The organism is Bradyrhizobium sp. Unk1 (assembly GCF_059512345.1).
Window position 1 is genome coordinate 85,866 of sequence record NZ_JCAMOP010000019.1, and the last position, 20,756, is coordinate 106,621.

General features: G+C 65.0%; 15 protein-coding genes and 2 pseudogenes. 5 read left to right on the forward strand and 12 right to left on the reverse strand.

Annotated elements, in window-relative coordinates; all coding sequences use genetic code 11:
* Nucleotides 1-193: 193 nt before the first annotated feature.
* Nucleotides 194-1,933 carry a methyl-accepting chemotaxis protein gene (locus AC5ZFO_RS24320; RefSeq protein ID WP_496122738.1) on the forward strand — a complete coding sequence of 580 codons (1,740 nt, stop codon included), beginning with the start codon at nt 194-196 and terminating at the stop codon, nt 1,931-1,933.
* A 212-nt stretch (nt 1,934-2,145) separates the two neighbouring features.
* On the opposite strand, the gene AC5ZFO_RS24325 is transcribed toward AC5ZFO_RS24320, so the two are convergent.
* Both AC5ZFO_RS24325 and AC5ZFO_RS24330 read right to left on the reverse strand, forming a co-directional pair.
* On the reverse strand, nt 2,146-3,369 hold the full coding sequence (locus AC5ZFO_RS24325) for a hypothetical protein (RefSeq protein ID WP_282518914.1): 1,224 nt from the start codon (nt 3,367-3,369) through the stop codon (nt 2,146-2,148).
* 564 nt (nt 3,370-3,933) lie between these two features.
* Nucleotides 3,934-4,035, reverse strand: a pseudogene (locus tag AC5ZFO_RS24330) (EamA family transporter); the annotation flags it as partial.
* A 2-nt stretch (nt 4,036-4,037) separates the two neighbouring features.
* On the opposite strand from AC5ZFO_RS24330, the pseudogene AC5ZFO_RS24335 reads away from it, so the two are divergent.
* The 4 genes and pseudogenes from AC5ZFO_RS24335 to AC5ZFO_RS24350 form a co-directional block, all read left to right on the forward strand.
* Nucleotides 4,038-4,184: pseudogene (locus AC5ZFO_RS24335) on the forward strand (carbon-nitrogen hydrolase family protein); the annotation flags it as partial.
* 399 nt (nt 4,185-4,583) lie between these two features.
* Nucleotides 4,584-5,036: a phasin family protein gene (locus tag AC5ZFO_RS24340; RefSeq protein ID WP_282518915.1), complete on the forward strand. Its 453-nt coding sequence runs from the start codon at nt 4,584-4,586 to the stop codon at nt 5,034-5,036.
* Between the two features lie 198 nt (nt 5,037-5,234).
* Entirely contained in the window at nt 5,235-5,444 is a 210-nt protein-coding gene (locus tag AC5ZFO_RS24345; protein WP_028157200.1) for a hypothetical protein, read from the forward strand.
* 40 nt (nt 5,445-5,484) lie between these two features.
* Complete coding sequence (locus AC5ZFO_RS24350) at nt 5,485-5,676, forward strand: hypothetical protein (RefSeq protein WP_028157199.1); 192 nt, start codon at nt 5,485-5,487, stop codon at nt 5,674-5,676.
* Nucleotides 5,677-5,723: 47 nt separating this feature from the next.
* Here the strand turns inward: AC5ZFO_RS24350 and AC5ZFO_RS24355 are convergent, their stop codons facing one another.
* The 10 genes from AC5ZFO_RS24355 to AC5ZFO_RS24400 form a co-directional block, all read right to left on the reverse strand.
* Nucleotides 5,724-6,482 carry a Crp/Fnr family transcriptional regulator gene (locus AC5ZFO_RS24355; protein WP_282518916.1) on the reverse strand — a complete coding sequence of 253 codons (759 nt, stop codon included), beginning with the start codon at nt 6,480-6,482 and terminating at the stop codon, nt 5,724-5,726.
* Nucleotides 6,483-6,779: 297 nt separating this feature from the next.
* On the reverse strand, nt 6,780-8,006 hold the full coding sequence (locus tag AC5ZFO_RS24360) for an acyl-CoA dehydrogenase family protein (protein ID WP_282518917.1): 1,227 nt from the start codon (nt 8,004-8,006) through the stop codon (nt 6,780-6,782).
* A gap of 200 nt (nt 8,007-8,206) precedes the next feature.
* Nucleotides 8,207-9,418: an ABC transporter substrate-binding protein gene (locus AC5ZFO_RS24365; protein WP_282518918.1), complete on the reverse strand. Its 1,212-nt coding sequence runs from the start codon at nt 9,416-9,418 to the stop codon at nt 8,207-8,209.
* A 117-nt stretch (nt 9,419-9,535) separates the two neighbouring features.
* Nucleotides 9,536-10,111, reverse strand: coding sequence for an HdeD family acid-resistance protein (locus AC5ZFO_RS24370; protein ID WP_282518919.1), 576 nt, complete (start codon nt 10,109-10,111; stop codon nt 9,536-9,538).
* Between the two features lie 128 nt (nt 10,112-10,239).
* The gene (locus AC5ZFO_RS24375; RefSeq protein ID WP_282518920.1) at nt 10,240-11,763 is read right to left on the reverse strand and encodes an FAD-dependent oxidoreductase; all 1,524 of its coding nucleotides are present in this window, start codon (nt 11,761-11,763) and stop codon (nt 10,240-10,242) included.
* Nucleotides 11,764-11,843: 80 nt separating this feature from the next.
* A complete protein-coding gene (locus tag AC5ZFO_RS24380; protein ID WP_282518921.1) occupies nt 11,844-12,734 on the reverse strand; it encodes an alpha/beta fold hydrolase in 891 nt (296 codons plus the stop codon).
* A 111-nt stretch (nt 12,735-12,845) separates the two neighbouring features.
* Nucleotides 12,846-13,673 (reverse strand): metal-dependent phosphohydrolase, encoded by an 828-nt coding sequence (locus AC5ZFO_RS24385; protein ID WP_282518922.1) that lies wholly within the window; start codon nt 13,671-13,673, stop codon nt 12,846-12,848.
* Between the two features lie 217 nt (nt 13,674-13,890).
* Nucleotides 13,891-14,769, reverse strand: a complete 879-nt coding sequence (locus tag AC5ZFO_RS24390; RefSeq protein WP_282518923.1) for a transglutaminase family protein — start codon at nt 14,767-14,769, stop codon at nt 13,891-13,893.
* Nucleotides 14,766-17,291 carry a circularly permuted type 2 ATP-grasp protein gene (locus AC5ZFO_RS24395; protein ID WP_282518924.1) on the reverse strand — a complete coding sequence of 842 codons (2,526 nt, stop codon included), beginning with the start codon at nt 17,289-17,291 and terminating at the stop codon, nt 14,766-14,768. The genes AC5ZFO_RS24390 and AC5ZFO_RS24395 overlap by 4 nt, the downstream gene beginning before the upstream one ends.
* 27 nt (nt 17,292-17,318) lie before the next feature.
* The gene (locus tag AC5ZFO_RS24400; RefSeq protein ID WP_282518925.1) at nt 17,319-20,588 is read right to left on the reverse strand and encodes a transglutaminase family protein; all 3,270 of its coding nucleotides are present in this window, start codon (nt 20,586-20,588) and stop codon (nt 17,319-17,321) included.
* Between the last annotated feature and the right edge of the window lie 168 nt (nt 20,589-20,756).

Here is a 20,756-nt window from a genome sequence, read left to right on the forward strand (position 1 = left end):
TGGCCGACATCAGCGCGATCCCAAACTATACCCAGATCAAGACACTGAAATATCTTACTTTTCTTTCGACTAAGGACGAAGGGGCCGGGCCACGGCGTTAAGACGGCGTCCATCTTCATTCTGCATAGTTTTGCATCAATTCTATACGACCGCGCTCTCCGGCCGCTGCCGGCCATTGGGGCCTCTGAAAAGCATGACAACCGACCGTTCTGGGAATGCCACGGGGCTGGCAGGCCGTTTCACGCTTGCGACCAAGCTCTATGCGATCTTCGCGCTGTTCGCGCTGCTCACGGCGGCGATCGCGCTGCTGTCCGACTACAACAGCCGCCGCAGCGCCGAGTTGACGAGCGCGATCGAGACGGCGAACGCCGCAGCCCTCAATGTCGAGCGGGTCAACTCGCTGGTCTACGCGGTCGTGATGGAATCGCGCGGCGTCTACATGTCGACCGAACCGGCCGTCGTGAAGAAATACGGCGAAGGCCTGCTCAAGTTCAACGCCCAGATCCTCGACGTCGTGAAGCGCTGGGAGACCATCGTCAAAGCCGACGATGCCGAGCAGTTCGCCACGTTCAAGAAGCGCATCGAGCAGTTCGTCGAATTCCGCAAAGAGCTGGTGCGCCGCGGCGTCGAGATCAATGCGGCCGCGGGCCGCGAATGGGGCGACAACGACGCCAATCGCGCCGTGCGCTCGGCGCTGAACAAGGATCTCGAGGCGCTGTCCAAGGTCTATGCCGAACGCGCCAGGCAGATCGCGCACGAGACCGAGACCAATCGCACCCTCTCCTTCGTGCTGACCTGCCTCGGCGGCGTCGCGCTGGCCCTCGTCGTGATCGGCATCGTCATCATCGCCCGCTCGATCGCCCGTCCCCTCTCCGCCATCACCGCGACCATCGAGCAGGTCGCGGACGGCGCCGAGAATGTCGTGGTGCCGCACTCCGACCGCGCCGACGAGATCGGCGCGTTGGCACGCGCCATCCAGATCTTCCAGGACGCGATGGGCCGCAACCGCAATCTCGCCTCGCAGGTCTCGCAGGACTCCGCGGCCCGCGAGCAGCGCGCCCGCCACATCGAGCAATCCGTCGAGGCGTTTCGCGAGGCGATCGGCGCGATCATGCGCGGCCTCAGCGACAACGCCTCCGTCATGCGCGAGACGGCACAGACCATCACCCGTGTCACGGCGGATGCCAGCAGCCGCGCCGGCACCGCGGCGAACGCCACCGAGCAGGCCTCGCGCAACGTCACGGCGGTGGCAGGCGCGGCCGAGGAGCTGTCCGCGTCGGTGGTGGAGATCGGCCGCCAGGTCCGGCAGTCCGCAGGCGCCGTCGAGCAGACCGGCCAGCGCACCGAGAAGTCGATCTCCGAGATCGAAAGCCTCGCGGCCGCCACCCAGCGCATCGACGGCGTGCTCAATCTGATCCAGGCGATCGCCGAGCAGACCAATCTGCTCGCGCTCAACGCCACCATCGAAGCCGCGCGCGCCGGTGACGCCGGCCGCGGCTTTGCCGTGGTCGCGCACGAAGTGAAGGCGCTGGCGGGTCAGACCGCCAAGGCGACCGCCGAGATCGGCGAGAACGTCTCGATGATCCAGGCGTCCACCCGCAACGCGGTCGATGCCGTGCGCGAGATCGGCGGCGCCGTGCGCGAGATCAACGACGTCACCTCGGCAATCGCCGGCGCCATCGGCCAGCAGGACGCCGCCACGCGCGAGATCTCGTCCAACGCGCAAAGCGCCGCGCAGGGCAACGAGACCCTGGTCGCCAACATCACCTCGCTGCGCGACGCCATCGGCGAGACCGACACGGCGGCAACCTCCGTGCTGACGGCGGCGAGCAGCCTGACGGACACGGCGGACACGCTGTCGCGCGAGGTGGAAAAGTTCTTCCAGAACCTGCGTTCGGGCGCGGCGGACAGCCGCGTCGCCAAGGCCGGGTGACGGCGCGTCCACCGCGGCCGAAGGCGGCGGTGGGGTCTGCCCAACAAAAATCCGGAAAACAACCCCATGCACAGTAGGCAGGGATAGCTGAATCAATGGCTTGATCGCCGGCGCGAACGCCTGCTGATTTTACGAAATGTGTTTGACGCGTCGGGCAAAACACTGGCATGATGTCATCATGGCGCATTCAGCCCCCAAGCGAGACGGGACTATCATTCCGAACTCGATGGATCGACCAATATGCGAACGCGGCCGTCGGCATCCTCGACTTCACGATAACGGCTCAACTCCGCCTTGAGGTCGGGGTCCGATTTGGCCCAGGCCAGCCAATCGAACGGCATTGAGCTCAGCAGATAGGTATCCACGAGAATCACGTTCGGCCGACCGGCTCGCAGGTCCGCGAGCAGCAGCCGCCGCTCGAAATTGATGATGCCGTCCAGTTTCGCTCGCTCATCCTCGGGCAGTTGCGAGCTCTTCTGTTGAAGCATCGAGCCGGCCGCCAACGCCTGCCCACACGTGTTGCCCGCCCAGGTCGCATTGATCTGACGGACGAGCGGATGCCCGAGAGCGACGTGATCGCCGATCGTGATCAGCCGCGGATGCTTTGCAAGGGCCAGGATACGCCCCTCCAGTGGCGGGAACGGCCGCACCTGAAGGGATAAACGGGAGCCGATGCACACAATCGCAGCAAGAGCGCAGATCATCACAGGCAGGCGCAACGTCTTCGTGCGAGCCTGCAGCAATGGCGCGGCACTCGCAAACATGCAAAGCGCAAATGCGGTGTAGGTCCAGCCCTTGCCCTGGATGATGAAACTCGCCGCTCCGCCAACCGCTGCGGCCAGCCACGGCGTTGCGCCGCCTTCCCATTTGAAGTCGTGCGGAGCCAACAGGCGCACGAGGCCGACGGAAGCGACCAGCATAACGGCCGGGAAAAACAGCAGACCGCCGAAATCCATCCTCAATGGCACATAGGCGGCAGTGACCATCGGGGCAAAGGTCAACAGATAAGCCGGAAAGAAGATGGCGAGCACCGCTCCGTAGCCGATGACGACGGCAGCGGCCGCACACGCTTCGGGGGTGAACAAGGGTCTGATGGAGCGTTGACGGAGGACGCAGATGATGATCGGCAGACCGACCACGAGGGTCAGGTAGGGCTTCAGGCTCATGGCCAACCCGGCACCCAGTCCCGCCAGGATCGCAACCGGTCCGGGCGCAAGCCCGCGCCAGCGGATCGCAGCGATGGCGACGAACGGCGTCATCGCAATGACGGCGATGTGTTCACGCTGTCCGAATACGGCGCCGGGAAAAATCGCGAACAGGAATGCGAGCACGCACGCCGTAATGCTCCTCTCGTCGGCTTCCAGCTTTGCCGCCGCAGCGGCGCGATCGATGATGGCGAGCGCGGCAACGATCTCGATCATCACCAGGATGATCACGATGATCTCGGGGGCAATGCCGGTGACGCGCGCAAGCTGCAACGCCGGCATGTACAAATAGACCGACAGCGGTGGATTCAGCTCGAAGACGTCGACGCCGAGCCTTCCGCCATCGAGAACTTTCTCGCCTTCGGTCAGCAGGCAGCTCAAATCCGCGTTGAGAACGACAGGCATTTGAACGAGCAAGGCCATCAGCAGGATCGCCGACACGATGATCCAGCGGTAGCTCATGCTAAACGTGCTTCCTGACATGGCCAGGGGCGTGACCGCCTCTCTTGACGCCGGCAAAGGCCCTCTCCTCGACGGAAGCGGTCTATTCTCTCACCCGTGCGCGGACCTGCCGCAGCGCGCACTCAGCGCCACTTTCAATCGAGAGTCGTTACTATTGTGCTACAATGATCTGAAACAATACCGCAGCGACCTGAAACAGTGCCGTTTCATGGTTAAATGTCAGGTCGAATGGCGAGACGCCGGGGGCTGCGCGCGGCATCCTGCGCGCCGTCGCACCGGTACGGTCTTCCAAATTGAGGCCGCGGAGCCACATTTCTCCCCCCAAGCGCTTCGTCCGATGAAGACTGTGTAGGCGAGCGCCAGCCACCGATGTCCGTCCGCCGTGACAAGGCTCGCCGCTTGTCCATGTTCAAGGAGCAACGACATCACCATGACCCACCAAGTGCGCGGCGAGCTTTTTCGTCGATCCGACCGGTGACGTTTTCGGCGACACGCTGCAAGACGAAGAAGGCATCGCCTACGCAGACATCGACCTCAACAAATGCGTCGAGCCGCAGCAATTCCACGATGTCGTCGGCTACTACGCGGCTTGCGCCGACGAAATTTTTCGACGAGGCCGCGCAGCCACCGACCGGCGCTGCGCTGCAAGCGGCCGGTCAAGCCGAAATTGGGGAGCGATTGGGATAATCCTGTCCGCTACTGCTGCCGATCTATTCCGTGCTTCGGATATTTGCACAGCACCTTCTGTTGATATGACAATTGTGTGACTTGACATCGTCCCAAGAATTTTTGTCGAGAGTCGCAAAGCGAACGGACACCTCATATCACTTGGGACATAGTGGTAACCGGGCTGGACAGAAGCTCATCAAAAATCGATCGGATACGGAAGCGGGCATCCCGCCTCCACGAACTCCTGCGGCGCAAACCAGCGTCGCGGGAAACGGTGTCACTTGAGTATGGGGATAGTCGTGAGTGAAAGTGAAATGAAAGCTGAACCGAACGGAAGGAACGGCTTTGCGATGCCGTCGTTCGAATTCCCGAAGTTTGCTCTGCACGGCGTGCTTAGGGAAGTTTCCGACCAGGGCGTGACCCGCGCGCGGGAAGGCTGCGAGAAGATCAAAGCTGCGACCGAAGAGATGGCCGAAGCACTGCGCGAGACTTATTCGACCAACGCAAGGAGCGCGACCGACTACGGCCTCAAGATGATCGAGATCTCGAACGCCAATACCGCCTCCGCGATCGATTTCTTCATTCACCTCCTGGGTAGCAGGTCGACGAGCGATGTCGTTGCCGTGTCGACTGAACAGGCGCGCAGGACTTTCGATACCGCATCCGCCCAGAGCAAGGACCTGTGGGTTCTGACGCAGAAGTTCGCGACAGAAACTGGCGAGCCGCTCAGGAGGCGCGTCGCCAAGGTGCTTCACCAGGGCAGCTAAGCCGCAGTCAACTACATCCAGGTTCGTTCAAGAGGGAGATCCGGCCGGTTGGACCAAGCTCCGCCACGAGCATGCCCACCTCATGCTCGGTCGAAGAACAGGCAGGTGCGCGATGCCCCCCAAGCCCACCGCACCAACAAGAGGCGCAATCCAATCGGCCGGGTTGTTTTTGAAAAATCAAGTTCAGGGGAGGCTTACATGGGCATGATCATGATCAAGTGTCCGCAGACCGGACGCGCGATCCCTACCGGCATCAAGACCGATCGCGAGAGCTTTCGGCGCAGCCCCGTTTTCTTTGCGCACACCCGCTGCCCGATTTGCCGGTCCAATCACAACTGGTTCGCTCGGGAAGCCTGGGTCGACGAGGCCGGCACCTTTGCGCCTCGGATCGCCCGCTTGCAGGCATGATCGACCAAACATGCATCGATGATCGCGATGGAGGGACACCATGGCGCACATGCAAATTTCGCGGGAAACGTCCGCTTGGCTCTTGCAGGCAAAGGAATTTCTTATCGAGGCACGACGGCTGAAGCCGGGCCCTGCCCGCAACGAATTGCGTGAGACGGCGCGCGTGCTGCGCGAAATTGCGGAGCTTGAGGCTGACTCCGTGCCGGGCCCTGGTCGAGCGAAGACAAGCTGACCGACGCGAAGCATCAGCTGCTCACAAGGAATCACCGCGATATCACATCAGGTGGCGACCGGAACGCGGGATCCGGGCACGCCGATCGACAAAATCTCCTCGAGTTCGCTTGACATGGTGCTGTGGCATTCGCAAGCGGCCGCAGCAAGCCGCATTGGGTCGACTTCGATTTGACCTCGTCGCTCCGATCGGATCGCTCCGGACGCGCGCAGACTGCGCATCAGGAGAGTCACCGTGGTTCGTCGCACGCCGAGTATCTGCGACAGCGCCTCCTGGGTGAGCGGAAGGACGTCGTGGTCGGTCCGATTGCGAAACTGGAGCAGCCAGCGGGCGATCCGAGCCTGGACCGGATGTAACGCATTGCATGCCACGCCGAGTTGAAACTGCGCAAGCATCGCCCTGACGTGAAGCTGGACGACCTGCCGTATCGCGGGGCTTCGATTGAAGGCAGCGTGAAACCGCGAGGCCGAAATCCGCGAGGCGGTGCCCGTCACGCGGACGATGGCGGTGATTGCCGAAGGCGACGGTCCAAGCACCGAAAGCATGCCGACAGCGCCCTCGCGGCCGACAGCGGCCGTGGCAACCGTCTGCCCGCTTGCCATGTTGACCATCAGCGAAACGGCCCCGCTATCGGGGAAGAGAATGTGCTCAAGACGATCGCCCGTGCGCGAGAGAACCGCGTCCTGGTCGAGTGCTACCGTCTCCAGGTCGGATGCAAGCGACGCGAAGTCCGCTGGCGGCACTGCCGCCAGGAGGCGGTTGCGAATTCGCCCCGGGGAAATCACGTCAGGAAGCCTCTTGGACAAGGCATCTCCCGGCTTGTCCATTCCGGCCGGAAAGGCGGCTTCAGGGGTTGTTTGAACCTGTGTTCCCTAGGCGCAACGCAGCCGAATTCGCTTGCAGTCGTTATTAATCTCAACAATGAAACTCCAAACGCTTACAACACCAGTGCAATTATTCTGCGCGGGCCGCTGAAAGAGTTAGCAAGATTTGTGAGGCCGCAGACAATTGCAAAATGCGTATGGGTAACACCGTAGTGGGTTCCGCGGCAGTAGTTCCATTGCCCAATGGCGTGCGTACTGAAGGAAGCAACGCAACCAAATTCAAAACTGTCCGCCGCGCTTGATCAGCTCCTTGCCGACCGCTGCCAGATGCACCTGGTCCGGCCCGTCGCCGATGCGGATGAAGCGGGCATAGACATAGGCTCGCGCGAGGAAAGTATCCTGCGAGACGCCGGCGGCGCCGTGGATCTGGATGGCGCGGTCGATGACGCGCGCGGCCATACTGGGAACCACGATCTTGGCGGCGGCGATCAGGTCGCGCGCCGACTTGTTGCCTTCGCGGTCCATCTTGTCGGCGGCTTGCAGCGTCAGGAGCCGCGCCTGCGCGATCTCGCAGAAGGAGTGCGCGATGTCCTCCTTCACAGAGCCCTGCTCGGCGAGCGGCTTGCCGAAGGCTGTGCGCGACACGGAGCGCTGGCACATCAATTCCAGCGCACGCTGGGCGCAGCCGATCAACCGCATGCAGTGATGGATGCGGCCGGGGCCGAGCCGGCCCTGCGCGATCTCGAAGCCGCGGCCTTCGCCGAGCAGGATGTTCTCCGCCGGTACACGGACATTCTCGTAGACGATTTCGGGATGGCCGACCGGCGCGTCGTCGTAGCCGTAGGTCAGCATGTCGCGGACGATGCGCACGCCGGGCGTCGCCTTGGGCACCAGGATCATGGACTGCTGGCGATGGCGGTCGGGATGGTCGGGCGCGGTCTTGCCCATCACGATCAGGATCTCGCAATCCTCGTTCATCGCGCCCGACGTGAACCATTTGCGGCCGTTGATGACGTAGTCGCCGCCGTCGCGTTTGATCTCGCACTGGATGTTGGTGGCATCGCTGGAGGCGACCTGCGGCTCCGTCATCGAGAAGCCTGAGCGGATGCGCCCCTCCAGCAGCGGCTTCAGCCAGCGCTCCTGCTGTGCCGGCGTGCCGTAATTCGCCAGCACTTCCATGTTGCCGACATCAGGGGCGGAGCAGTTGAAGATTTCGGGCGCCCAGAGGATACGGCCCATGATCTCCTTCACCGGCGCATATTCGAGATTGGTCAGGCCAATGTTGTTAGGGTCTTGGCCGTGCTCGCCGGAGAGAAACAGGTTCCAGAGCCCCTGCTCCCGCGCCAGCCGCTTCAGGTCCTGGAGCACCTGCGGCGTCTTGTAGCGCGTGGCCTCCGGCTTGACCTGCTCGTAGTAGAGCTCCTCGACCGGCTCGACATGCGCAAGCATGAACTGGCGGACGCGCTCCTGCAGCTCCAGCGAACGGGCGGAGTGTTGAAAGTCCATGGTGGTCTCCTGTTCGCTGCGCTTAGCTCTTCCCTTCTCCCCTTGTGGGAGAAGGTGGCGCGAAGCGCCGGATGAGGGGTTGTATCCGCGAGTTCAAATGTAGAGACGACTCGCGGAGAGAAACCCCTCACCCGGCTCGCCGCTTCGCGGCGATCCACCCTCTCCCACAAGGGGAGAGGGTGCACTGTCTCTGCCGCACGTTAGGTTCCGCGCAAGAGCTCGCTCGCCACGATCCAGTCGTTGCCGTCGAACTGGAGCATGTAGCCGTCCTTGATCGGGCGGAAATCCTGCGGTGTGGTGTTGAGGGTGATACCGGGCAGCAACAGCGACAGTGGCACGTTCTTGAGGTTCGCCGCCTGCGCCATGATGTTCTCGCGCGTCAGGTTGTCCTTGCACTGCTTGAGCAGGACCACCAACGCCTCGGCGACGGTGTAGCCGTAGAGACCGGCGACGTTGTTGATGTCGGCATTGGGCAGGCGCTTCTTCATGAAGTCGATATAGGCCGTCATCGACGGGTCGTCCTTCGGCTGCTCGACAAACGGCTTGAGCGAGCCGAGCGACAGCACGCCCTTGCCGGCATCGAGACCTGCCGGCACCATCACGGTCGCCTTGTTGGCGCAGCCGCTGGCGAGGAAGCGCGTCGGCTGCCAGCCGACCTCATGGGCCTTGCGGATCGCCTGCGCGCAAGCGCGCGGCGTCACCGAATAGATCATGAAGACATCGGCCTTGGTGTTGGCCAGCGTCAGCACCTGGGAATCGACGGTGGGATCGGTGACCTCGAAGCTCGAGGCCATCGCGAGCGCCTTGTCGGCGTCGGCACCAAGCGCTTCCTTGACACCGCGAAAATATTCCTTGCCCGCGTCATCGTTCTGATAGAGCACCGCGAAACGCGCGTTCGGGTTCTTGGCGCGGGCATAGGCGACGTCGATCGCGGCCTCGCTGGTGTAGTTCGGCGCCCAGGGCAGCGCCATCGACCACGGCATGTTGGCGGGATCGTTCCACTTCGAGGCCGAGCTGATCAGGAAGATCTGCGGCACCTTGTTGCTGTTGAGATATTTTGCGATCGCCGAGCTCGGCGCGGTGCCCATGGTCGCGAAGATGAAGGCGACGCCGTCGCCCTCGACCAGGCGTCGCGCGGCTTCCATGGTCTTCGGCGGCGAGAAGGCGTCGTCGAGCGACAACAGATTGAGCTTGCGGCCATTGACGCCGCCCTTCTCGTTGACCTCGTCGAAATAAGCGGAGATGACCCTGCCGGTGATGCCGAGCGGCGATGCGGGGCCGCTATAGGGCATCGTGTTGCCGATCTTGATCTCGGTGTCGCTGACACCAGGGCCGTAGGATCTTTGCGCTGATGCGGGCGTGGACAGACAGGCGGCAGCCAGCGCTGCGGCCAGGGCCAAAGCGGCTCTCATGGTTTCTCCCCGGTGATGATCGTCCGCGCGAGGCGACCGCGCGGCGTGCTGCCTTTTTGTCAGCGCGTCAGCTCAGCGGAGTTCCGCGAGACGGTCTTGCGTCGAGTTGCTGGTCAGCTAGTGGCGCCGCCGCAGGCTGAAGCCCAGGCTGACCCAGCCGGCGCCCGCCATGATCAGGTCGATGCCGAGGAACAGGCCGAGGATGTAGACGCTGTTCACCGGCCAGCGCGCCAGAATCAAGAAACCAAGCAGCAGTGTGATGACGGCAGATAGCGCGACCCATACCCACGGGCTTTCGCGCTTCATGCTGAAGGCGAGAAACAGCCGGACGGCCCCCGAGGCGATCAGCGACGCGCCCAGGAACAACGTCAGCAGCACTGCCGCGAACAGCGGGTTCTCGAAGGTCAGGAAACCCGCGATGACATAGAGCACGCCGAGCAAGGCCCAGATCAGGAACTTGCCCCAGCTCTTCATCTGGAATGCGCCGATGATCTCGGTGGCACCAGCCACGATCATCATGGCGCCGACCACGATCACGCTCGCCACTGTCGCCAACATCACGCTGCCGAGCGCGACGAATCCGGCGATGAGGTAGACGACACCGAGCGCGACGATCCAGCCCCATTTGGGATGCAACGCCGCAATGCCCGAGCCGAGGCTTGATTGAGGAGACGTATCCGAGGCACTTGTCATGACGCCACTCCTGCATGCGGAGCCCGGAGGCACAATTCAGGATAGCACGGGCCACCTTGGGACGACAGCCAGCAAAGCAGCCGCAGCCGGCAGCAACATTGACGTAAATCAAGATCGAATGCGGCGCGTCAGCCGCCCGACCGCTCCATCTCGAGCTCGGCCTTGAGGTTGTCGAGGTCCCGATAGATTGAAGCGACCGCCAGCACGCGCCCGCCCTGGCGGTACCTCAGCACGCAGTCCTTGCCGTCGATGCTGCCGTCGATCGCGATCTCGTCGAAGCTCTCGGCATGGCCGACATAGTTGATCGGAACGTCGTAGTGCTGCGACCAGAAGAACGGCACGGCGTCGAAGCGTTCGCGCTTGCCGAGCATGTTACGCGCCGCGGTCTGGCCCTGCCGCTCCGCCACTACCCAGTGCTCGACGCGGATGTTCTGGCCCGAATGCGGATCGGGCCAGCGCGCGATGTCGCCGGCCGCGAAGATGCCTGATGCGCTGGTCTCGAGATACTCGTTCACGCTGACGCCGCGATCGATGGCGAGCCCCGCCTGCTCGGCGAGCGCAAGGCGCGGCTTGACGCCGATCCCGACCACGACCAGATCGGCCTCGATCACACTGCCGCTCTTCAGCGTGGCGCGTTTGCCGTCGAGCTTTTCGACGGTGTCCTCGAGGTGAAAGTGGACGCCGTTGTCTTCATGCAGCGCGCGGACGAAATCACCCATCTCGGAGCCGAGCACGCGCTGCATCGGCCGCTCCTCGGGGGCAACCACATGCACCTCCAGCTTGCGCGCCCGCAAGGAGGCCGCGACTTCGAGGCCGATGAAGCTGGCGCCGATCACCAGCGCGCGCTTCGCGCTGCCGGCCGCCTTGATGATGGCGCGGCTGTCGGCAACGCTGCGCAAGGTATGGACATGTGGCTGGTCCGCGCCCGGAATCTGCAACTTGACCGGTTCGGCGCCGGTTGCAAGCAGCAGCCGGTCGAACGGCAGCGTGTCGCCATTGCCGAGCGTGACGCTGCGCGCCTTCGGATCGATTGCGGCAACATTCGTGTTGAGCCTGAGATCGATGCCCGCGTCCTGATAGTAGTCCTCGCCCCGCAGCGGCAGCCAATCCTCCGGTGCATTGCCGGCGAGGTAATCCTTGGAAAGGTTCGGCCGATCGACCGGCATCGCGGCGTCATTACTCAACATGGTGATGGCGCCGGCAAAGCCCTCGCGCCGCAGCGTCTCGGCGGCCGCAAAGCCGGCCGCACCGCCGCCGACGATGACGAATTTTTCCGGCGTCGGCGCGCTGCGATGTGACGCTGCAGGCTGCGGCATCTCGCGCTTGCGCTGAACGATGACCTTGTCCCGATCGCGCGTCACCTCCCACACCGCGAGCGCGTTCAGCGCCGGCGGTCGGGTGGCTTCGCCGGTGCGCAAGGAGAAGCAGGCGTGATGCCAGGGACAGCGGATCGTGTCGCCGACCACCAGCCCTTCGGCGAGCGGGCCGTGGTAGTGGCTGCAAGACGGCTCGATCGCGAAGATTTCGCTGCCGGCTTGCACCAGCAAGACGTCTTCCTCGCCGACATGGCCGAGCAGCTTGCCGTCCTTGAACTGGTTGAGCGATACGCCCTTGGTCAGGTCCGGCCCGCTCGGCTTGCTTTCCTCGCCCATGATCAACTCCTTCACAGCTCTCGCTCAGGACTTGGACGGCGCCGTCAGCGAAAAGTTCCCCGCGACGTCGAAAATCGGGGTCAGGCGGCCGCCTTGCGAACGTCGAGCACGGCTTGCGCCCATTCGGCAGGCCGCTCCTGCGGCAGGTTGTGGCCGGCCCCAGCGAAGACACGCCGCTCGAAGAAGCCTTCGAACCTGGGCGCGTGACTGATGGTGCCGGGATTGACGCCGTCGCTGTCGCCGTCGATCGCGATCGTCGGGACACGGATCGGCGGCTGCGCGGCGAGCTTGGCCTCGATCGCGGCATAGGCGGGATCGCCTTCGACCAGCCCATAACGGTGACGGTAGGAATGGATCACGACATCGACGAAATCAGGATTGTCGAACGACGCCGCACTTGTCTCGAACGTGGCGTCGTCGAAGCCCCATTTCGGCGACCACATCGCCCAGAGCTGGCGCGCAAAGCCGCGCCGGTTGCGCTCCAGCGCGCGGCGGCCGCGCTCGTTGTGGAAGAGATATTGATACCAGAGCGCCGCTTCCTCCGGTGGCGAAGCCGGCTCCAGCGCGCGCGCAATGTTCTGGATGTTGTAGGAATTGCCGGAGACGAGGGCGATCACGCGCTCGGGATGCAGCACCGAGACCACGCAGGCCGCCCGCCCGCCCCAATCGTAACCGCCGACGACCGCGCGCCCGATGTGAAGCGCATCCATGAAGGCCAGCAGATCGGCGCCGAGCGCCGCCTGCTCGCCGGAGCGCAGCGTCGCGGCGGACCGGAACCGCGTCGGCCCGTAGCCGCGCAGCCACGGCACAAGCACCCGCGCGCCCGCTTCCGCGATCAGAGGCGCGGTCTCGGCATAGGCGCTCACATCGTAGGGAAAGCCGTGGCCCATGATGCAGGGCCAACCATCCGGCGCGCCGTATTCGAGATAGGCGATGTCGAGGATATCCGTGGTGATGGTTTTTTGTTGCATGATTTGCTCACGGAGTTGAGAGGCCGTAGCCTGGATGAAGCGCAGCGCAATCCGGGATTCGCGGATGCAGGCGTCCCCGCATTCCGCTTCGCTCCATGCGGGCTACGGGGCCTATTTCTGCGGGCCTGACAGCGAGATCTCGCGTTCGGCGCGGAACACGTTGCTGTAGAGGTTGGCGATCCACTGCCGACCGATCTCGGTCTTGTTGAGATAGCCGATCTCGGTCTGGATGTGCGGTGCGACGCTGTTCCAGTAGAATTGTGGATAGCGGTTCACGATGTCGGCGGGCGAGTCGTAGCCGAGCTGGCGATTGATGCCGACCTCTTCGAATTCGTAATAGAGCGCGTTGGCCTTGCGCAGATAGTTGGGATCGCCGAGCTGGCCGATGAAGTCCGCGGCGCGCAGGATCGAGGCTTCGTCGTCATACTCCTGCCCTTCACGGGCCGGGAAGCGGGTGCCCTCGATGGCGCTGGCGATGCGTTCCGGGTCCAGCCCCGGGATATGTTGCAACCGCCGCATGACATAGAGCTTCGACCGGTCGACATGATACATCATCAGGCTGGCATCCGAGGCGCCGCGGGGCAATGAAACCTTGGTGCCCGCCGCGTCGATCACGAAGCCGTCATTGTCATCCTCCTCGAACAGGCCCCGGACATAGCCGATGTCGTGGGCGAGGCACGCGATCAGAATGTGGACGTAATCCGCGGCCTCGAGGTGGGTGTGGAGATATCGGCCGCTGAGGATGGAATGGCCCGCCAGCGTCACCAGCATCGTGTGCTCGACATTGTGGTAGAGCGCGTCGCTATTGCCAATGCACTCCATCGCGGTGCGCGTCGCGCTTTCGACGATGTTCGCGGGAGCCTCGCCGTACCTGCGACGCATGAACGAGCCCAGCACCTTCTCCAGGGATTCAGCCGCCAGTCTCGGTAACGTCATCATGGATGCAGCCCCGCTCGTCGGTGGTGTCCCACGCCAGCTCCCGACGTCTCATTCGTGTCCTCGACGCAACGGCCAGCATAGCCCATCTTGGGCCACCTGACCAAACGCCGGGACGAATTTACGGAAATATGTTGCTGTTGTGCCCTGCGACATCACGGTTGCGGTCGGGGCGCGACACAGCTTGGCGGCAGCGGGCGCCGGGCCGGCAAGACCGCTTTTATTCCACCAGCAGCACGTCCACGGCGACGCCGAGCTTCTGCTTCGGCGAGCCGACGATGATGCCGTCGACCGGCGAGACGTCGGAGAAGTCGCGGCCGACCGCGAGCACGATGTGATCGTTGGCGACCAGCAAATCATTGGTCGGATCGAAATCGACCCAGCCAAGCTCAGCCCCGCACCACAGCGACACCCAGGCATGGGTGGCATCGGCGCCCTGCAAACGCGGCTGGCCCGGCGGCGGGATGGTACGGAGATAGCCGCTGACATAGGCTGCCGGAAGGCCGAGCCCGCGCAGCCCTGCGATCATCACATGGGCAAAGTCCTGGCAAACGCCATGGCGCTTGTCGAAGACCTCGCCAAGCGGCGTCGAGATCACCGTCGCCTTCGGATCGTAGCGGAATTCGGTGCGGATGCGATGCATGAGATCGGCCGCGCCGGCCAGGATCCCTGCGCCGGGCGCAAAGCTCGTGCCCGCATAGGCGCTGACGGGGTGCAGCACCGGCACCAGCGGGCTCGCAAAGACGTAGCCGACCGGCGAGGACGGCCCGAGGCTCGTCGCTTCAAACGCGATGTCGCGGATGCTCTCCCAGGGCGGGCTGACGGCATCGCGCGCCGGCGGCTGTCGCGAGACGGAGACGCGCGAGCGCGAGTCGATGCGCAAGTTTCGGTGTGCGGTTTCGATCACGACGCTCTCGGTGAGCGTGCCGAAGAAGTCGCGGCGGACGTGGCGCTCGGACGGGCGCGGCCGGATCTCGACCTTGTGCGAGATCAGCTCCTGGCCGTGGCCGCTCTTCGGCTCCAGCCGCAGCGTGCAGCGGGCGAAGCTGACCGGACTCTCGTATTCGTAAGTCGTGACGTGACGGATGTCGTAGATCACGCCAGCCCCGTCAGCTTTTCCGGCCGGCTCGCATTGGGGCCGTGCGGGAAGTAGTGCAGCCCGATCGCCTCGGCGAGGCTGAGCAGGTCCTGCTCCAGCGAGAACAGGGTCTTGACCTCGAGCTTCTCGGCCTCGGCAGTGGCCAGCATGGACTGCACCGCCACCGCGAGCCGCTGCGGCTGCTCGATCAGGCCGTGCTCCTTCAGGCTCGGGAGCGACGCGATGTGCTCGTTCAGCGTCGTCACCTGGAATGCGACCGAACGCGGATTGTAGCTGTCGAGCACCGCGAGGTCGCGCACCGGCGCGAGGATCGGCGCCAGCAGATAGCGCGAGCGGTAGGTGATCTGGGAATCCACCAGCGTCAGCAGGATATCGAGATCCTCGTCGCAGGCCTCGTCATAGGCGAACTGGCGCGCGAAGCGCGTGGTGTTGATGGCGCGCTCGGTGCGGCGGCCGATATCGAGGAAGCGCCAGCCGGCGGCGCGGTTCATGTTCTCCTGCGCCAGCCCCGCAAAGCTCGCCAGCTCCTGCAAGGTCAGCTCGGCCGCGCTCAGCACATCGTCGTCGTCCTCGACCTCGTAGGCCAGCCGATCGGCCATCTCGGTGATGACCTGCCAGGCGTCGGGCGACAGCCGCTCGCGCAAGGATGTCGCCGTACGCTGCGCCGCGCGCACCAGCGACAGCGCCGAGCCGAAACGCTCCGGGCTCTGCAGCGCTTCGGCGACGATACGCCCCGGCGCGGTGCGCGAGGCCTGCGAGATCGCGCCCCAGGCCACCAGCAGGCGCTGGATGCGGTCGGCCGATTGCAGCGAGGCCGCGGTGCCCTTGTTGGGCCCGCTCGGCGAACCCAGCGCGCGCACCAGCCGCAGCGTTGCCTCGGCGCGTTCGAGATAGCGGCCGAGCCAGAACAGATTGTCCGCGGCGCGGCTCGGCAGCACGCCGGCGATGCGGCGGATCCGCACCTTGTCGGTCGCGGGCAGCAGCGTCGCGACCGAGACCTTCTTGTCCGAGACCACCCAGACATCGGCGGCGCGCGCGCCGTCGCCCATCGACACCGCGCGCGCGTCCGCCTGCTCGGCGATCCGGCAGAAGCCGCCGGGCATGATGGCCCAGCCGTCGGGGGTCGCGGCCGCGAACACGCGCAGCACGAAGGGACGCGGCGTGAGCTGGCCCTGCTCCCACACCGGCATGGTCGAAAGCCGCACCACCTCCTGGCCGACATAATCCATGCCGCGCGTGCTGATGGCGTCGACGAGACGCTGGCGCCCGGCGGCGTCGAGCTCGCTCGCGAGCACCGGGCCATTGCTGTCGAAGCCGGGAACGCCGCGCCGATAGGCGCCCTCGATCGCGACCTCATCGAGCCGTGACAGCACCTCGTCGCGGGCGATGCGCTGGCCGCACCACCAGGTCGCGATATGCGGCATCTTGAGCTCCTCGCCGAGCAGGCGACGGCTCAGCGCCGGCAGGAAGCCGAGCATCGCGCGCGCCTCCAGCACGCCCGAGCCCGGCATGTTGGCGACGACGACACCGTCCTTGCGCAGCACGTCGATCAGGCCGGGCACGCCGAGATGCGAGGACGCATCGAGCTCGAGCGGATCGAGCGAATTGGAATCGACCCGGCGGAGCAGCACGTCGAGCCGCTTCAGGCCGGCAACAGTGCGGATGTGGATGCGGTTGTCGCTGACGGCGAGATCGTCGCCCTCGACCAGCAGAAAGCCGAGATAGCGCGCCAGGGTCGCGTGCTCGAAATAGGTCTCGCTGAAGCTGCCCGGGGTGAGCACGCCGATGCGCGGCTCGTCGCGATCGGCGCGCGCGCGCAGGCTGTCGCGAAACGCCTCGAAGAACGGCGCAACGCGCGGCACGTTCATCGACTTGTAGAGATCGGAGAAGGCGCGCGAGAGCACCAGGCGGTTCTCCAGCGCATAGCCCGCCCCCGACGGCGCCTGCGTGCGGTCGCCGAGCACCCACCAGCGCCCGTCCGGCCCGCGGCCGACATCGGCGGCATAGAGCGAGAGATAGCGCCCGCCCGGCGGCGGCACGCCGCAGACGGGGCGGAGATATTCGGGACTGCCGGCGATCGCGGCGGCCGGCAGCGCGCCTTCCGCGACCAGCCGTCCCTCGCCATAGATGTCGCGCAGCACGAGCTCGAGCAGCTCGGCGCGCTGGGTGATGCCGGCAGACAGCTGCTTCCAGTCGGCCTCGTCGATCAGCAGCGGCAGATGGCTGATCGACCACGGCCGGTCGGCGCTGTCACCGGGCGCACGGTAGGTGACGCCGGCTTCGCGCAAATGGCGGTCGGCCATGCCGAACCGCCGCTCGATCTCGTCCGGCGCGAGCGCGCCGAAGGCGTCGAAGAAGCGGCTCCAGACCGCGCGGGGGGCGCCGTCGGGCCCCAGGAACTCGTCGGGGATGCCAGGCAGGCGGCTATAGTCGCGGACCCATTGCGCGAGGCGGCGCTGGCCTTCGCGCTGACCTTGCGCCTTACCCGTCTTGTCGTCCTGTTCGGCTGCGCCCTCGCCCATGCGCCTCTCCCTGCCCCACCATCATTCTCATTGCAGGAGCGGGGTCCGCAAGTCGAGGGTCAGCGGAAACTCATTTGTGCGTTCCTCGGGCGGGAGCTGCATCGGACCCGGCGTATGGCCGTGGTCCTGGAAGCGCGCCAGCCGCCGCGCCTCGGCCTCGTAGGTGTTGACGGGCTTGGTGTCGTAGCTGCGGCCGCCGGGATGGGCGACGTGATAGACGCAGCCGCCCAGCGAGCGGCCGTTCCAGGTGTCGATCAGGTCGAAGGTCAGGGGCGCGTGAACGGGGATGGTCGGGTGCAGGCCGGAGGCCGGCTGCCAGGCCTTGAAGCGGACGCCGGCCACGGCCTCCCCGGAGCGGCCGGTCGACGTCATCGGCAGGCGGCGGCCGTTGCAGGTCACGACGTGGCGGCCCTCGACAAAGCCCTCAGCTTTCACTTGAAGCCGTTCGACCGAACTGTCGACATAACGCACCGTGCCGCCGGCCGAGCCCTCCTCGCCGAGCACATGCCAGGGCTCCAGCGCCTGGCGCAGCTCCAGCGTCACGCCGCCATGATGGATACGGCCGAAAGCGGGGAAGCGGAATTCGAGCTGGGCCAGATACCATTCCGGCTCAAAGGGATAGCCGGATTGCTTCAACTCAGAAAGCACATCAAGAAAATCCTGCCAGATGAAGTGAGGCAGCATGAAGCGATCATGCAGCGCGGTGCCCCAGCGCACGAATTTGCCGGTCTGCGGCTCGCGCCAGAATTTTGCGATCAGCGCGCGGATCAGGAGCTGCTGCGCCAGCGACATGCGCGGGTCGGGCGGCATTTCGAGCGCGCGGAATTCGACGAGGCCGAGCCGCCCTGTGGTCCCATCCGGCGAATAGAGCTTGTCGATGCAGATCTCGGCGCGATGGGTGTTGCCGGTGATGTCGACGAGCAGATGCCGGAATAGCCGGTCGACCAGCCAGAGCGGCGTCTGGTAACCCGGCGGCGGCACGTGCGCGAGCGCGATCTCGAGCTCGTAGATGCTGTCGTGCCGGGCTTCGTCGATGCGCGGCGCCTGGCTGGTCGGGCCGATGAACAGGCCCGAGAAGAAATAGGACAGCGACGGATGCCGCTGCCAGTGCAGCACCAGGCTCTTCAACAGATCGGGACGGCGCAGGAACGGCGAGTCCTGTGGCGAGGAGCCGCCGACCACGACGTGGTTGCCGCCGCCGGTACCGGTGTGGCGGCCGTCGACCAGGAAGCGGTTGGCACCGAGGCGCACCTTGCCGGCGTCCTCATAGAGACCGGAGGTGATGTCGACCGCGTCGCGCCAGCTCTTGGCCGGCTGGATGTTGATCTCGATGACGCCGGGATCCGGCGTCACCTTGATGACCTCGACGCGCGGGTCGAACGGCGGCGGGTAGCCCTCGACATGGACCTGGAGCTGCATCTCCTCGGCGGTGGCTTCGAGCGCCGCGACCAGTTCGAGATAATCCTCGATGCGCTCGACCGGCGGCATGAAGGCGCAGAGCACGCCGTCGCGGACTTCGACCGACATCGCGGTGCGGACCGGGACCGACGTGTTGAGTTTCTCGGGCGCGGCCCGCGGCGGCGCTTCCGGACGCGCCGGAAGGCTGAACACCGGCAGCTTGCCGCGCCCCTCCATCGGGTCGCGTTCGACGATGTAGGGATATTGATCGGGTGGAACGTAGCCGAGCGAACCGATCGGCAGGCGCAGGCCGAGCGGGGAATCGCCCGGCATCAGGAACAGATGATTGCGCCGGAGTTGCCAGCGCTCGCTGCGCCAGCGCGGCGGCGCGTTCCAGCGCTGCACCGGCAGCACGAATCCGCGCGGGGTGTCGAGGCCCTGCTCGAACACCCGCGCGATCCGCACGCGCGCCTCCGGATCGGACAATTTGGAGTCGGACGGATCGACATTGACGGGAAGCTCGGCTTCCTTCTGAAGCCAGAGCGCGGTGTCCTCGTAGGCCGGCATGATGTAGCCGGGATCGAGCCCGAGCCGTGCCGCCGCGCCTTCCACGAACGCTTTGGCGTCCTTGGCCTCGGCGCGGCGCGGATTTTCGATGCTGGCAATGAGGTCGGCGTTCTTCCAGATCGGCACGCCGTCCTTGCGCCAATAAAGCCCAAAGGCCCAGCGCGGCAGGCTCTCGCCGGGATACCATTTGCCCTGGCCGTAATGCAGCAGGCCGCCCGGCCCGAAACGCGTGCGCAGGCGGCGGATCAGATCGTCGGCCAATGCGCGCTTGGTCGGGCCGACGGCCTCGGTGTTCCACTCCGCCGCTTCGAGATCATCGACGGAGACGAAGGTCGGTTCGCCGCCCATGGTCAGCCGGACATCCTGCGCGGCGAGATCGCCGTCGACCTGCTCGCCGAGGTCATTGAGCCGCGTCCAGGATTCGTCGGAGAACGGCTTTGTGATGCGCGGCGCCTCGCGGATGCGCTTGACGCTCATGTCGAAGGCGAACTCGACTTCGGCAAAGCCGGCGCCGCCGGAAATCGGCGCGGCCGAGCGATAATGCGGCGTGGCCGCAACCGGGATGTGCCCCTCGCCCGCGAGCATGCCGGACGTCGCGTCAAATCCGATCCAGCCCGCGCCCGGCAGATAGACCTCGGCCCAGGCGTGCAGATCGGTGAAATCGCTTTCCACCTCGGGTGGTCCCTCGATCGGATCGATGTCGGGACGGATCTGGATCAGGTAACCGGAGACGAAGCGCGCCGCGAGGCCGAGATGACGCAGGGTCTGGATCAGCAGCCAGGCAGAGTCGCGGCACGAGCCGGCCCCGGAGGAGAGCGTCTCCTCCGGCGTCTGCACGCCGGGCTCCATGCGGATGATGTAACGGACGTGCTTCTGAAGCTCGCGGTTGAGATCGACCAGGAAGTTGACGGTGTTCGGGGCTTCGTGCGGGATCGTATCGAGAAATTTCGCGAACAGGCGATCGGGCTTGATGGTCTCGAGATAAGGCGCAAGCTCCGTCTTCAGGTCCTTCGGATATTCGAACGGAAAGCTGTCGGCATAGGGCTCGACGAAGAAGTCGAACGGGTTGACCACGGTCATCTGCGCCGTGAAGTCGACCTCGAATTTCAGCTCGGTCGTCTTCTCCGGAAAGACGTAGCGCGCCAGCCAATTGCCTTGCGGGTCCTGCTGCCAGTTCACGAAATGATTGGCCGGAGTGACCTTGAGCGAATAGCTCAGAACCGGCGTGCGCGTATGCGGCGCCGGCCGCAGCCGGATGGTCTGCGGGCCAAGATCGATCGGGCGGTCGTATTTGTAGTGCGTGACGTGATGTAGTGCGACGTAGATCGACACGGGGTGCGGTGCTCCAGCAGCTTTTTTGAGCAGAACACCGGTTCCGGGTGGGATCAAGCACTAACAACGGGCACGGGTTGCCTACGCCGCGGGCTGATCTGCGAGTTACACTTGCCGAAGTAATCTACCTATGATCGAATGAACCATTGCCTGCACAAGCCGCGCCCG